Genomic DNA, 13,833 nt, shown 5'->3' on the forward strand with positions numbered 1-13,833 from the left:
AGATTAGATCTGCCGAATTCGGCCTAGGATTTCCGGCCCGATCGCGATAAATAGCCGGTTCCCTGAACCACGTGCGGGAAAGCGCAACCATGGACAAGTTCACCACGCTGGAAGGCGTCGCGGCGCCGCTGAAGATCATCAATGTCGACACCGACATGATCATTCCGAAGCAGTACCTCAAGACCATCAAGCGCACCGGCCTTGGCAAGGGACTCTTCTCCGAGCAGCGCTACAAGGACGACGGCAGCGAGAATCCGGATTTCGTGCTCAACCAGCCCGCCTATCGCAATGCGAAGGTGCTGGTCGCAGGCGACAATTTCGGCTGCGGCTCCAGCCGCGAGCACGCGCCCTGGGCGCTGCTCGACTTCGGCATCCGCTGCGTGATCTCGACCTCGTTCGGCGACATCTTCTACAACAATTGCTTCAAGAACGGCATTCTGCCGATCCGCGTCAGCCAAGAGGACCTCGACAAGCTGTTCGACGACGCCGAGCGCGGTGCCAACGCGACGCTGACGATCGACCTGCCGAACCAGGAGATCCGCGGCCCCGACGGCGGCAAGGTCAAGTTCGAGATCGACCCGTTCCGCAAGCACTGCCTGATCAACGGCCTCGACGACATCGGCCTCACCATGGAGAAGAAGGCCTCGATCGACTCCTACGAGGACAAGCTCAAGCGCGAGCGCGCCTGGGCCTGATCGCAAGTTTTTGTTGAGCCCCGGTGCCGCAAGCGCCGGGGCTTTTTCTTTGCCTGGATTGTCCCGTATAGATTTGCCCATGCTGCCCGAGATCGTCACCTTCTGGCATGGCCCGATGGATGCGCTGCGCCAGACCTGTCTGCGCTCGCAATTGGCTGCCGGCCACAAGGTCACGGTCTACAGCTTCGACACCATTCCCGGCCTGCCGGCCGGCGTCGCGAATGCCGAGGCGGAAGCGATCCTGCCGCACGCGTTCTCCGAACGCTTGCGGCCGCCGCAGCCGGACGGCAGCTGGCGCGACTGGACCATTCTGCAGTTCAGCGACTTCTTCCGCATGAAGCTGATGGCGAAAGGCCTCGGCCTCTGGTTAGACGCCGACGTGCTGCTGCTGAGGCCGGTCGAGATCGATCCGGCAAAACCCTACTTCGCCTGGGAGCGGCCGCGCCAGCTCGGCAATTCCGTGCTCTATCTGCCGCCCGCGCACGGCATCGTTGCCGCCTTCGAAGAGCTGATGGAGCAGGAAGAGCTGACGCCGAACTGGCTGTCGCTGCGCCACCGCATCACCTTCATGATGCGCCGCCTGCGCGGCGGCTCGAACCGGCTCGCCGATATTCGCGTCGCGATCTACGGTCCCGCGGCACTCACGGCGCTCGCGCGCCGCACCGGCGAGCTGCAGTACGCATTGCCGAAGCAGTCGTTCTATGCCGTGCATGCCGAGCCGAAACTGTTCTTCGATCCGTCGAGCTATCTTGGCCTCGTCACCGACCCCGCCATCATCGGCCTGCACATCTCGCCCAAGGGCCGCGGCGGCGAGAAGCCGATTCCGGGCAGCCTGTATGCCTGGGCGGCGGAGCGGTTCAGGTAGCTGCTGCGCAGGAAGTGCGCTCCCTCTCCCGCTTGCGGGAGAGGGTTGGGGAGAGGGTGTTTCCGCAAAGGGACAATCCCCAAGAGGAAAGAGCCCTCACCCGCGCCTTCGGCGCGACCTCTCCCGCAAGCGGGAGAGGTGCGGAGGCCGCGGCTCCTTTCCCTGTTTGATCCAGCGCAACGCGCCGCTCCATCATTGTGCTTATCTCGCTCCAATTCCGCTCGTCCGAATGGAGCTTGCCATGAGCACCGCAACCAGGCCCTATCCCATAGTCCAGGATCTCATCGAGTCGTTCGCGAGCTGGGTGAAGCATCGCCGCGAGATCAACGAGATGCGGCAGCTCGACCGCGCCGATTTCGACCGGATCGCCAATGATCTCAGGATCGCTCCCGACGATCTGGAGGAGCTGGTCCGTCATGGCCGGCACGCCGCCGACGAGCTGCCGAAGCTGCTCGATCAGCTCGGCATCAGCACTGAGGCGCTCGGCCGCGCGCAGCCGCTGCTGCTGCGCGACCTCGAGCGGGTCTGCTCGTTCTGCAATCACAAGGGACAGTGCGACCGCGATCTCGCCGACGGCACCGCCGCGGAGAACTATCACGGCTATTGCGCCAACGCCTCGACGCTGGAGACGCTCGAGCGTGCCGAACATGCGCTGCGGTGAGCATTGCGTTACTCGATCCACTTTGGCGCGTAAGCCATCCCCTGGCTTTGCGCCGTATCGTGATTGATCCAGATTTCGGCGTTCTCGACCCGTAGCAGCTCGACCACCTTGGCCATCGACGCAACCGTCGCCTGCGGGTCGGCATTGAACGACGGTACGCGCATGTGCCGGAGGTTGTCCCGGTTGTGCGCGACGTCGCCGCTCAGCAGCACGGCGCCGCGCCGCGGCAGCCTTGCCATCAGCGAGCAATGCCCAAGCGTATGGCCGGGGGTGAAGATCATGCGCACCGCGCCGTCGCCAAAGATGTCGTGGTCGCCATCGACGATCTCGAAAGGCCGCTCCCGCAACGCCTCGTAGTGCGGCAGCGAGTAGCCGAACTCGTCGGGCTCCGGCCCGAACATGGCTTCGAACTCGGCCCGTTGAGCGATCCATCTTGCGTTTTCGAACAGGTCGACATTTCCGATATGATCGAAATGCGCATGCGAGAGGAGGATCGTGCCGATGTCGCGGGGCCGCACCCCGATTTCATCCAATTGGTCCGCGATGGGACGACGCACGATGCCGCGTATGCCGTGGGCGATGATGCGCCCTTCCGGAACCTTCGCCAGCTCATCCGCTATTCCCGTATCCCAGATCAGCCACTCACCGCGATGACGGATGAGATAGGCATTGCAGCTCAACGTCATGGGAATGCCGACATTGATGCCGGGAGAATAGATCGAGCCGTCCTCGACCTGCGCAATGCCTCCGTCGAGGATGTAGATCCGGTCGATGGTCGCCATGTGAGAACTCTTCAAGCCGCCGATTCGACGCGCCGCTTCGCCTCGCGCATGTCGCGCCCAGGCGGCATGCCGAACAATCGGCAATATTCCCGCGTGAACTGCGTAACGCTTTCGTAGCCGACCCGATGAGAGGCAGTCGCGATGCTCGCGCCATCGGCGAGCATGGTACGGCGCGCCTCGATCAGACGAAGCTGCTTCTGAAACTGAAGCGGGGTCAGCGACGTGATGCTGCGAAAATGCAGGTGAAATGCCGACTGGCTCATCCCGGCGGCCTTGGCAAGCCGGTCGACCCGCAAAGGCGTGGCATAGTCGGCGCGAATGATCGCGACCGCACGGCCGATCCGCTGCGCATGGCTGTCGGCCATGCCGAGCGCCCTGATGGCGCCACCGTGCCGACCGGCCAACAGCCAATAATGCAGCTCTCGCAGCACTTGGCTCTGGAGGATCGAGGCGGATGAGGGCCGATCGATCAGGCGCAGCAACCGCAGCGCCGCGTCGCTCACATCCGGCTCCGTCGGCTCGACCCGCAGCGGCTGGGACGGAACGTAAGGCGCCGCCCCCATCTCGACGACCAGCTCCTCGATGATAATGGGATCGAGCTCGACGACGAGCGACAAATACGGCACCGCGAAAGTGGCGCGCGTAATCTGGCTGACCGTCGGCACGTCGCTCGCGATCACCAGCGAATCGCCCGCACCCAGGTCGAAGGACGTGGCGCCGACCGCAACGCGCTTGGCACCTTGCAGCACCAAAGCCACCAAGGGCTTGGCGATCGCAAATTGGAGCGCGCTCGGCGCGGTCTCACGAACGATTGAGATGCCGGCGAAAGGCGTTGACGCGAGGCCTTTGCCGTCGGCGTGAGCTGCGGCGTAATTGCTGGCGATCTGGAGTAGCGTTTCGGTCACGGGCCCAATCTAGGCCGCGCCAAGCATGCCGGCAATTGCCGAGGGGCGATCAGGCAAGAAGACGGTAGTTTCAGGCAAGCCTGAAGGGGCTACATCTGCCGCCGGCCGCATTCCTGGAGGATTGGGCAAGACGACCACAGGATCCGGCAACATGCGCTTCTCGATCACAGGCAGAAAGGGCCCGTCGAAACTTCACGAGGAATTTCCAAATGCCCACCATTTCGCTCGTCACTGGCGCCAGCCGGGGCCTTGGCCGCAATACCGCAATCGCCATCGCGCGTCACGGCGGCGACGTCATCGTGACCTATCGCAGCGGGGCCGCCGCCGCCCGCGAGGTCGTCACCGAGATCGAGGCGCTCGGCCGAAAAGCGGTCGCGCTCCAGCTCGACGTCACCTCCGTATCGACCTTTCCGGCGTTCGCCGCAAAAGTCCGGTCAGCGCTGGCGGAGCATTGGCACGCCGACAAGTTCGATCATCTCGTCAACAATGCCGGCCAAGGCGAAATGGCCACCTTGGCCGAGACGACGGAGCAGCAGTTCGACGCACTGTTCGACACCCATGTCAAAGGGCCGTTCTTTTTGACGCAGGCCTTGCTGCCGCTGCTCGGCGACAATGGCCGGATCGTCAACTTCTCGAGCGGGCTGACGCGCGTGTCGTTCCCCGGCTTCTCGGCCTATGCCGCAGCCAAGGGCGCCATCGAGGTTCTGACCGTCTACATGGCAAAAGAATTCGGCGAACGCGGCATCACCGCCAACGTCGTTGCGCCGGGCGCGATCGAGACCGACTTCCTTGGCGGCGCCGTCCGCGACATGCCGGATCTAAACAAGCAGTTCGCGCAAATGACCGCGCTTGGCCGCGTCGGTGTGCCCGACGACATCGGGCCGATGGTCGCGAGCCTGCTCGGTCCGGAGAATCGCTGGGTTACGGCCCAGCGCATCGAGGTGTCCGGCGGCCAGACGATCTGAGTGCGGCGGCATTGGCGCACTCCGTCGCGACGCGACGGAGTGTGCGAGCCCTCAGCCCTTCCGCATCACCGCGATCGCATCCGCGATCTCGTCACCGCTACCGCCACCGAGAACGACCCGACCACCTGCCGGACCGCTGATGGCAGCGTACAGCAGAGCTTTCACCTCTTGCGCATCGCCCGGTGGCAACGGGCGTAAATAGTATGACTGTTTGCGCGGCCAGGATGCGGGAAAGCTCACCGCAAATATCCGTGCTTGATCTCGACTATTAGCTCTGTTTGGATCGCTACCGTTCCGCAATTCGCATTTCGGATAATCATGGCGAATGAAACAGATGATTCCCGTCGTTCGTTGGGTGCTCGTTCAACAGAGGACACCGTGACTGCCCACCGCAAGGGCATCGGGAATCGGCTGTTGGCGGCGCTGCCGCCGGCGGATCTCGCTTTGCTGACGCCCCACTTCCAGAAGGTCTCGTTCGAACCCGATGCCGTCCTGGTGCGATCGGGCGACGAACTCGACCCGGTCTATTTTCCCCATAGCGGCGCGATCGCCTTCATGCTCGATATGCCGGACGGGCAAACGGTCGCGACCAGCTTGATGGGACGCGAAGGCGCTTTGGCCTCGTTCTCCGTGCTCGGCCCCTCGCCTTCGTCCGTGACCGCGATTGCTCGCACAGCCGGCACTGCATCGGTGATTTCCGCCGCCAAATTTCGCGCTGCCCATGTGCAAAGCGCAGCGATCAGGAATGTCGTGCAGGTCCACGCCCGCGCCGTGTTGCTGCAGCTGCAGCACGTCGCCGCTTGCAACGCGCTGCACCGGGTGGATGGCCGAATGGCGCGGTGGCTCCTGCAGCTTCACGACCGCGTTCCGGAGGACCTGCTTCCGGTGACGCAGGAGGCGCTGGCGCAGCTGGTTGGGGTACGGCGGACGACAGTAACTTTGACGATGAGCAAGCTACGCGAGGCCGGCGCCATCCCGTCCGAGCGGCGCGGGTTTGTCGAGATCCATCGGACGCGGCTCGAGAGGATCGCATGCGATTGCTATGCGCTCATGCAGCGCACGATCGATCGAATGTATTGCCAGGAATTGGCCGCGCCGCAGCCTGCCGATGCGCCGTTCCGGCAAAGCGCCATCGCCGCCTCCCACGGAGCGGGCGGTGAATTCAAAGCCGTTTCGCGGGCGGGACGATAGAGCGCAAAACTTGCGGCGCGTGGAGAAGTGGATCTCGCGCCTCAGCCCTTCCCCATCGCCGCGATCGCGTCCGCAATCGCAATGGTGCGCCGGGCCATGTCCGCGTGCAGGCGCTCCACCATCGCACCATCGAGGCGGATCGCGCCGCGCGAGGCGTTCTCGGGCAGTTCGAACGCCGCGATGATCTTTCGCGCGCGGGCGACTTCCTCCTCCGGCGGGGTGAAGATGGCGTTGCAGGCGTCGATCTGGGAGGGGTGGATCAGCGTCTTGCCGTCGAAGCCGAGATCGCGGCCTTGCGCGCATTCGGTGGCGAAACCGTCGGAATTGGCGATGTCGCTGTAGGGACCGTCGAGGATCTCGAGGCCGTGCGCGCGGCTCGCCAGGATGCAATGGGTGATCATCGGGATCATCGCGGCGCGGCCCGGCAGCATCCTGATCCGCGTCTCGCGCGAGATGTCGTTCGGGCCGAACACGAAGCCCGAGAGACGGCGCGAGGGATCGCGGCCGGCGGCGGCCAGTTCCTCGGCATGCAGCACGGCGCGCGCGGTCTCGATCATGGCCCAGACCTTGACGGTCGGCGCGGCGCCGAGCTCGGCCAGCTTGCGGCCGATGGCGTCGAGATCCTCAACACTCGAAACTTTTGGAACCAGGATGCCGTCCGGCGAGGCCTTGGCAGCCATGGCGGCATCATCCGGCCACCAGGGCGTGTCGAGGCCGTTGGTCCGGATCAGGACCTCGCGCCTGCCAAATCCCTTGGCGGCGATCGCCGCCGCAATGCCGTCGCGTGCCGCCGCCTTGGCCTCAGGAGCGACGGAATCCTCGAGGTCGAGGATCAGGCCGTCGGCGGGGAGATTGCGCGCCTTTTCCAGCGCGCGCGGGTTGGAGCCGGGCATGAACAGATGGCTGCGGCGCGGGCGGGTCATGCTGCGTTCCTTCCTGGTCTATCGTCCCCCAGCCGATAGCATTTGGCCTGCCCATTCGAAAGGCTTGTCGGCCTTGGCGGTATGTGATTAGGCATGGGCCATGACGACATTCCCGACGCACTTGCTGGAAGGCTACAAGGCCTTCGCCACCCAGCGGCTGCCGACCGAGCAGAACCGCTACCGCGAGCTCTCGGTCAAAGGGCAGTCGCCTGAGACCATGGTGATCGGCTGCTGCGACTCCCGGGTCTCCCCCGAGGTGATCTTCGACGCCGGGCCGGGCGAGCTCTTCGTCGTCCGCAACATCGCCAATCTGGTGCCGACTTATCAGCCTGACGAAGGCGCGCACGGCGTCTCGGCAGCGCTGGAGTTTGCGGTGACAGTGCTGAAGGTGAAGCACATCGTGGTGCTCGGCCACGCCCAATGCGGCGGCATCCGCGCCTTCATCGACAAGATCGACCCGCTCACGCCCGGCGACTTCATCGGCCGCTGGATGCAGATGTTCATCAAGCCGGGCGAGGTGGTCGAGCAGCGCGAGCACGAGACCATGGCGCAGTTCGTCGAGCGCATCGAGAAGGCCGCCGTGTTCCGCAGCCTGGAAAACCTGATGACCTTCCCGTTCGTCCGCAAGGCCGTGGAGAGCGGCCGGATGCAGACCCACGGCGCCTATTTCGGCGTGGCCGAGGGGTCGCTGTTCGTGCTGGACAAGGCGACCAAGGAATTCAGGAACGCACGCGAGGGATAATCCTGCTCGCCCTGCGAAATGCGGGGCTATCGCATATGATTTGTGGCAGCGGCCTGCGCGCACGCCTCGTCCTTCGAGACGGCGCTTACGCGCCTCCTCAGGATGAGGCTATCAGCGTCAGTGCTCCTTGAAACTGTTGCCGCGCACTCCGCCCTCATCCTGAGGAGCCCGCCCAAGCGGGCGTCTCGAAGGATGGCCGCAGGGAAAAACTCTCAAATGCGATAGCCCTCCTTGCGCAATAGGGCATATCGGAAGTGCAAATCGTGCGTGACGAATGGCGGACAGGCGCCTGGTTCGCTAGAGTGTTCTCCATTCGCCACTCGCCATTTGCTCCATCATGCTGATCCTTGCCATCGATACTGCGCTCGAAGCCTGCGCGGCCGCCGTTCTCGACACCGACGCCGGCGAGCTCCTCGCACGGGAATCGCAGCTGATGAAGCGCGGCCATGCCGAGGCGCTGATGCCGATGATCGCGCGCGTGATGCAATCGGCCGGCCGCGCCTTCACCTCGCTCGACCGCATCGCCGTCACCGTCGGGCCCGGCAGCTTCACCGGCCTGCGCGTCGGCATCTCGGCGGCGCGGGGCCTTGCGCTTGCGGCGAAACGGCCGGCGGTCGGGCTGACGACGCTGTCGGCCTATGCCGCTGGGGTCGTCGCCAAGAGCGGAACGGTGCCGGTGATCTCTGCGATCGATGCGCGGCACGATCACGTCTATTTCCAGATCGTCGCCGGCGACGGCAGCCAGCTGGTGCGGCCGGCTGTCGCCTCCATCGACGCGGCGATCGCGGCCTCGCAACACGGTGCGCCGCATCTGGTCGGCAATGCCGCCGGGATCCTCGCAGGTCGCTGGCCGAAGGACGGACCGCAACCCGTTGCGATCGACGCGCAGCCCGCGCCCGACATCAGCTGGGTCGCCTGGCTCGGCGCGGCGGCCAATCCCGACACCAATCCAGCGCGGCCGTTCTATCTGAAAGCGCCCGACGCCAAGCCCGCGGCATCGACGCCGCTCGCAGCACAAGCCGCGAGCTCATGATGGGATGGCTGTCGGAGTGGTGGCGCGGTGGCACCGCCGCCGTCGAGCCCGCGACCATGCGCGATGCCGCGCGCCTCGCGCAGCTGCACGGCGCCTCCTTCGCGCAGGGCTGGGGCGAAGGCGAGTTCGAGAGCATGATGAGCGAGCGCAACACGCTGGTGCATCGCTTGCGGCTCGGCCGCAAGACGATCGGCTTTGCGGTGTCGCGGATCGGCGCGGACGAAGCGGAGATTCTCTCGATCGCGGTGGACGGGGCTTATCGCGGCCGGGGGCTCTCCCGCACGCTGCTGATGACCCATCTCGGCCACCTCGCCGGGCGCGGCGTACGCACCATATTTCTGGAAGTGGAGGAGAACAACCAGCCGGCGCGGCGGCTTTACGATCGAGCCGGATTCGTGGTGGTCGGGCGCCGCGATCGCTACTATAAGCAGCCCAACGGGGAACAATTGAACGCCCTTCTGATGCGGCGTGACTTGTCGTAACATCGGCGGCAGAAAGCGCCCGCCCAGGCAGACAACGCTATGACCACACTGAAACATTCTTCTGCGTCCAAGGCATCCGAGATCGAGGCGCGCTGCGCCGCAACGGGCATGCGCATGACCGAGCAGCGCCGCGTCATCGCCCGCGTGCTGGCGGAAGCGATCGATCATCCCGACGTCGAGGAACTCTACCGGCGCTGCGTTGCGGTCGACGACAAGATCTCGATCTCGACGGTCTATCGCACCGTGAAGCTGTTCGAGGACGCCGGCATCATCGAGCGCCACGATTTTCGTGAAGGCCGCGCGCGCTACGAGCAGATGCGCGACAGCCATCACGACCACCTCATCAACCTGCGCGACGGCAAGGTGATCGAGTTCACCTCGGAGGAGATCGAGAAGCTGCAGGCGGAGATCGCCCGCAAGCTCGGCTATCGCCTGGTCGACCACCGGCTCGAGCTCTATTGTGTCCCGCTCGACGACGACAAGCCGACGAATTGATGAACCTACCTTTCGGCGCGCTCTCTTCACCCCTCCCCGTTGGGGAGAGGTCGATTTGCGAAGCAAATCGGGTGGGGGGCCTCGGGTCCCACGAGAGAGCAGATCCCCTCACCCGGCGCTTCGCGCCGACCTCTCCCTTTGGGAGAGGTGGCACCGCCCGCTCTGAACCACGGTGCCAAAACCGAGCTGCACACTGAATGCCCATCGACCTCATCATCTTCGATTGCGACGGCGTGCTCGTGGACAGCGAGGTGATCTCATGCCGCGCGCATGCGGACGTGCTGACGCGCCACGGCTATCCGATCACGTCGGAGCAGGTGTTCGCGCGCTTCCTCGGCCGCTCGACAAAGCAGGCCAATCTCGAGATCGAGACCGAGCTCGGCCGCAAGCTGCCTGAGGCCTATCACGGCGATCTCCAGGACGAGCTGTTTCGCGCATTCGAAGCCGACCTCGAAGCGATCCGCGGTATCCATGATGTGCTGGATGTCGTCACGCAGGCCGTCTGTGTCGCCTCCAGCGGCTCACATCCGCGCATGCGCGTGAGCCTCGGGAGCACCGGGCTGTACGAGCGCCTCGCGCCAAACATCTTCTCGGCCTCGCAGGTGGCGAACGGCAAGCCGGCGCCGGACCTGTTCTTGTTCGCGGCGAGCCAAATGGGCGTGCCGCCCGAGCGCTGCGTCGTGATCGAGGACAGCCTCGCCGGCATCGCGGGCGCGCGGGCCGCCGGCATGAAAGTGTTCGGCTTTTACGGGGGCAGCCATTGCGGCAACGGCTATGCCGAAACGCTGCGCCAGGCGGGCGCCGACCTGATCTTTGCCGACATGCATCGGCTGCCGGAGCTGGTCCGGCGGGTCGCGGCGGAGGCCGTGGCGGGCTGATTTTCGCCCCGGACCGTCATTCCGGGGCACGCGCGACGCGCGTGAACCCGAAATCTCGCAGTAAAGGTCTGGATTCCGGGTTCGCGACTGCGTCGCGCCCCGGAATGACAGGCGGAAATGGCTCCATTCGCTGGATTTTCGGCCCTCCAGCCTATATCTGAGGGCCGTCCTCCACCTCCATTTCGGGTTCCATGACGCCGCCGCGCAAGCTGCACATCAAATCATATGGCTGCCAGATGAACGTCTACGATGCCCAGCGCATGGTGGACACGCTGGCCCCGGAAGGATTCGTGGAGACGGCGAGCGCGGAGGATGCCGACCTCGTCATCCTCAACACCTGCCATATTCGCGAGAAGGCCTCGGAGAAGGTCTATTCCGAGCTCGGCCGCCTTCGCGTCGCCAAGGACGAGGCCGCGCGTGCGGGCCGCGCGATGAAAATCGCGGTGGCGGGCTGCGTGGCGCAGGCCGAGGGCGAGGAGATCGTGCGCCGCGCGCCTGTCGTCGACGTCGTGGTGGGCCCGCAGAGCTATCATCATCTGCCGGGGCTGTTGAAGCGCGCCGAGGACGAAGGCCGCGCGATCGAGACCGAATTTCCCGCCGCCGACAAGTTCGGCTTCCTGGCCCAGCCGAAGCCGGACGCGATCCGCGCGCGCGGCATTTCCGCCTTCGTCACGGTACAAGAAGGCTGCGACAAGTTCTGCACCTTCTGCGTCGTGCCCTATACGCGCGGCGCGGAGGTGTCGCGCCCCGTGGCGAAGATCGTCGAGGACGTGAAGCGGCTCGCTGACAACGGCGTGCGCGAGCTCACGCTGATCGGGCAGAACGTCAACGCCTATCACGGCGACGGCCCGGACGGAAAAACCTGGCCGCTCGGCCGGCTGCTCGAACATCTGGCGACGATTCCCGGCATCGCGCGGCTGCGCTATTCGACCAGCCACCCCCGCGACGTCGACGACAGCCTGATCGCGGCCCATCGCGACCTCGGTGCCCTGATGCCGTTCGTGCACCTGCCGGTGCAGTCGGGCTCGGACCGCATTTTGGCGGCCATGAACCGCAAACATACCGCCGATGATTACCGGCGGGTCATCGACCGTTTTCGTACCGCACGCCAAGACATTGCTTTTTCATCGGATTTCATCGTCGGCTTCCCCGGCGAAAGCGAGCAAGATTTTCTCGCCACCCTCGCGCTTGTCACGCAAATCGGCTACGCTGCGGCCTATTCGTTCAAATACTCCGCCCGGCCGGGAACGCCGGCCGCGGATATGCAGGAGACGGTGTCCCCCGCCGAGATGGACCAGCGATTGGAGCGGCTCCAGGAACTGATCGACAGCCAGCAATCGGCCTTCAACAAGGCCGCGATTGGCTCAACGGTCGACGTGCTGTTCGAGCGTCCGGCGCGCAAGGAGGGCCAGATCGTGGGCCGCACCGCCTACCTCCAGCCCGCCCACGTAATGGCCGCGCCCGACATCATCGGACAGATCCTGCCGGTCAGAATCGACAGCCTCGAGCGCTACAGTTTTCTCGGCGAGCTCGTGACGCCGCGCAAGATGCGCGAGCCCGCTTTATCGCAAGCCAGTGGAGCCTGAACCCTTGCCCAAAAGCGCATCGGATTCGTCTTCGTTCGCTCCCAGCCGCAAGTTCGACCGCGACATGCAAGTACCGCCCGAGACCCAGGTCGTCATCGACTTCGACGACAACCGCGCCGCTTCCGCGCTTGTCGGCCCCTACGGCCAGCACCTGGCGCAGATCGAGCGGCGGCTCGGCGTCATCGTCGATTCCAAGGGCAACCACATCACGATCGGCGGCACCCGCGACGGCTGCGACGCCGCGCGCCGCGTGCTGGAGATGCTCTACGCGCAGGCCGCGAAGGGCCACGATCTCGACCAGGGTGAGGTCGAGGGCGCGATCCGCGCCGTGATCGCGCAGGGCTCGTTGTTCGAGTTCGACGCCAAATCGGCCAAATCGACCTTCGACAGCATCAATCTGCGCAAGCGTCCGGTGCGGGCACGCACGGCGGCGCAGGATTCCTACATCCGCGCGCTGAAGCGGCACGAGCTGGTGTTCGGCATCGGCCCCGCCGGCACCGGCAAGACCTGGCTCGCCGTCGCGCATGCCGCGCAGCTGTTCGAGCGCAAGGAGGTCGACAAGATCATCCTGTCGCGCCCGGCGGTGGAAGCCGGCGAGCGGCTCGGCTTTCTCCCCGGCGATCTCCGCGAGAAGGTCGATCCTTATCTGCGGCCGATCTATGATGCGCTCTACGACCTCATGGATGCGCGCATCGTCGAGCGCGCGCTGCAGACCGGCGAGATCGAGATCGCGCCGCTCGCCTTCATGCGCGGCCGCACGCTGACCAATGCCGCCATCATCCTGGACGAGGCCCAGAACACCACCTCGATGCAGATGAAGATGTTCCTGACGCGTCTCGGCGAGAACAGCCGCATGATCGTGACGGGCGATCCCTCGCAGATCGACCTGCCGAACGGCCAGACCTCGGGCCTGGCCGAGGCGACCCGCCTCCTGAGCGGCGTCGAGGGCATCGCCCAGGTTCATTTCAAGGCGGAGGACGTGATCCGCCACGAGCTCGTGGCGCGGATCGTCGCCGCCTATGAAGGGCCGCCGCAGCGGCCGGCCACCGGTCAATCCTGACGAGGCAACACCGGACCCAAGAGGGCCCGAGCACGGCGCCCTTCGTCCGAGACAACACAATGTCCCATTCCAACCTTCCCATGACCGAGGTCCTCGTCGTCGCCGATTGCTGGCAGCGCGAGCCCGATTCCGAAGCCGTGATCCAGCGCGCACTGGCGGCGGCCGCCGAGAGCGTCGACGAGGACGTTGCCGACGCGGAAGTGGCCGTAATGCTGACCGATGATGCCGGCATCCGCACGCTCAACAGCAACTGGCGCGGCATCGACAAGCCGACCAACGTGCTGTCGTTCCCGGCGCTGCAGCCGGAGGGCGCCTGGAAGCCGGGCGATGCCCCGCGCATGCTCGGCGATATCGCGATCGCCTATGAGACCATGCGGCGCGAGGCGGACGAGGAGCACAAGCCGTTCGACCATCATCTGAGCCACCTCGCCGTGCACGGCTTCCTGCACCTGATCGGCTACGACCACGAGAACGACGACGACGCCGAGGAGATGGAAGCGCTCGAAACCGAGATCCTCGCTTATCTCGGCATCCCCGATCCCTATGCCGATCGCCCGGGGACGCACTGAG

16 protein-coding genes are annotated in these 13,833 nt (G+C 65.2%); 13 read left to right on the forward strand and 3 right to left on the reverse strand.

What is annotated here, in order from left to right:
• Positions 1 to 89 precede the first annotated feature (89 nt).
• The 3 genes from leuD (at position 90) to ACVWYQ_RS22315 (ending at position 2,221) form a co-directional block, all read left to right on the forward strand.
• Positions 90 to 695, forward strand: a complete 606-nt coding sequence (gene leuD, locus ACVWYQ_RS22305; RefSeq protein WP_027573022.1) for a 3-isopropylmalate dehydratase small subunit — start codon at positions 90 to 92, stop codon at positions 693 to 695.
• A gap of 79 nt (positions 696 to 774) precedes the next feature.
• On the forward strand, positions 775 to 1,560 hold the full coding sequence (locus ACVWYQ_RS22310; RefSeq protein ID WP_456726393.1) for a hypothetical protein: 786 nt from the start codon (positions 775 to 777) through the stop codon (positions 1,558 to 1,560).
• 241 nt (positions 1,561 to 1,801) lie between these two features.
• Positions 1,802 to 2,221: a hypothetical protein gene (locus tag ACVWYQ_RS22315; RefSeq protein ID WP_456726394.1), complete on the forward strand. Its 420-nt coding sequence runs from the start codon at positions 1,802 to 1,804 to the stop codon at positions 2,219 to 2,221.
• Positions 2,222 to 2,229: 8 nt separating this feature from the next.
• Here ACVWYQ_RS22315 and ACVWYQ_RS22320 read toward each other — a convergent pair whose 3' ends face one another.
• Positions 2,230 to 3,003 carry an N-acyl homoserine lactonase family protein gene (locus ACVWYQ_RS22320; protein ID WP_404544781.1) on the reverse strand — a complete coding sequence of 258 codons (774 nt, stop codon included), beginning with the start codon at positions 3,001 to 3,003 and terminating at the stop codon, positions 2,230 to 2,232.
• Between the two features lie 11 nt (positions 3,004 to 3,014).
• A complete protein-coding gene (locus ACVWYQ_RS22325; RefSeq protein ID WP_404544783.1) occupies positions 3,015 to 3,908 on the reverse strand; it encodes an AraC family transcriptional regulator in 894 nt (297 codons plus the stop codon).
• Positions 3,909 to 4,117: 209 nt separating this feature from the next.
• Here ACVWYQ_RS22325 and ACVWYQ_RS22330 point away from each other — a divergent pair, with 209 nt between their 5' ends.
• A complete protein-coding gene (locus tag ACVWYQ_RS22330) occupies positions 4,118 to 4,873 on the forward strand; it encodes an SDR family NAD(P)-dependent oxidoreductase (RefSeq protein WP_157285950.1) in 756 nt (251 codons plus the stop codon).
• A gap of 378 nt (positions 4,874 to 5,251) precedes the next feature.
• Positions 5,252 to 6,064, forward strand: a complete 813-nt coding sequence (locus ACVWYQ_RS22335; protein WP_404546399.1) for a Crp/Fnr family transcriptional regulator — start codon at positions 5,252 to 5,254, stop codon at positions 6,062 to 6,064.
• Between the two features lie 41 nt (positions 6,065 to 6,105).
• On the opposite strand, the gene ACVWYQ_RS22340 is transcribed toward ACVWYQ_RS22335, so the two are convergent.
• The gene (locus ACVWYQ_RS22340; RefSeq protein WP_271543524.1) at positions 6,106 to 6,987 is read right to left on the reverse strand and encodes an HpcH/HpaI aldolase/citrate lyase family protein; all 882 of its coding nucleotides are present in this window, start codon (positions 6,985 to 6,987) and stop codon (positions 6,106 to 6,108) included.
• A gap of 100 nt (positions 6,988 to 7,087) precedes the next feature.
• Between ACVWYQ_RS22340 and ACVWYQ_RS22345 the strand changes: the two genes are divergently transcribed.
• From ACVWYQ_RS22345 to ybeY, 8 genes are all read left to right on the forward strand, one after another.
• Positions 7,088 to 7,729 (forward strand): carbonic anhydrase, encoded by a 642-nt coding sequence (locus ACVWYQ_RS22345; RefSeq protein WP_404544786.1) that lies wholly within the window; start codon positions 7,088 to 7,090, stop codon positions 7,727 to 7,729.
• Positions 7,730 to 8,066: 337 nt separating this feature from the next.
• Entirely contained in the window at positions 8,067 to 8,762 is a 696-nt protein-coding gene (gene tsaB / locus ACVWYQ_RS22350) for a tRNA (adenosine(37)-N6)-threonylcarbamoyltransferase complex dimerization subunit type 1 TsaB (RefSeq protein WP_404544788.1), read from the forward strand.
• Complete coding sequence (rimI, locus tag ACVWYQ_RS22355) at positions 8,759 to 9,244, forward strand: ribosomal protein S18-alanine N-acetyltransferase (RefSeq protein ID WP_404544790.1); 486 nt, start codon at positions 8,759 to 8,761, stop codon at positions 9,242 to 9,244. Before tsaB ends, rimI begins: the two co-directional genes overlap by 4 nt.
• A 39-nt stretch (positions 9,245 to 9,283) precedes the next feature.
• Positions 9,284 to 9,739: a Fur family transcriptional regulator gene (locus ACVWYQ_RS22360; RefSeq protein WP_109141846.1), complete on the forward strand. Its 456-nt coding sequence runs from the start codon at positions 9,284 to 9,286 to the stop codon at positions 9,737 to 9,739.
• Between the two features lie 197 nt (positions 9,740 to 9,936).
• Positions 9,937 to 10,617, forward strand: coding sequence for an HAD family hydrolase (locus ACVWYQ_RS22365; protein WP_404544793.1), 681 nt, complete (start codon positions 9,937 to 9,939; stop codon positions 10,615 to 10,617).
• A gap of 191 nt (positions 10,618 to 10,808) precedes the next feature.
• Positions 10,809 to 12,203 (forward strand): tRNA (N6-isopentenyl adenosine(37)-C2)-methylthiotransferase MiaB, encoded by a 1,395-nt coding sequence (miaB, locus tag ACVWYQ_RS22370; protein WP_271543515.1) that lies wholly within the window; start codon positions 10,809 to 10,811, stop codon positions 12,201 to 12,203.
• A 64-nt stretch (positions 12,204 to 12,267) separates the two neighbouring features.
• Positions 12,268 to 13,263 carry a PhoH family protein gene (locus ACVWYQ_RS22375; RefSeq protein WP_036008958.1) on the forward strand — a complete coding sequence of 332 codons (996 nt, stop codon included), beginning with the start codon at positions 12,268 to 12,270 and terminating at the stop codon, positions 13,261 to 13,263.
• A gap of 59 nt (positions 13,264 to 13,322) precedes the next feature.
• Positions 13,323 to 13,832 (forward strand): rRNA maturation RNase YbeY, encoded by a 510-nt coding sequence (gene ybeY / locus ACVWYQ_RS22380; RefSeq protein WP_271543512.1) that lies wholly within the window; start codon positions 13,323 to 13,325, stop codon positions 13,830 to 13,832.
• The last annotated feature ends 1 nt before the right edge of the window (position 13,833 follow it).

It is taken from the genome of Bradyrhizobium sp. USDA 3397 (assembly GCF_054060965.1).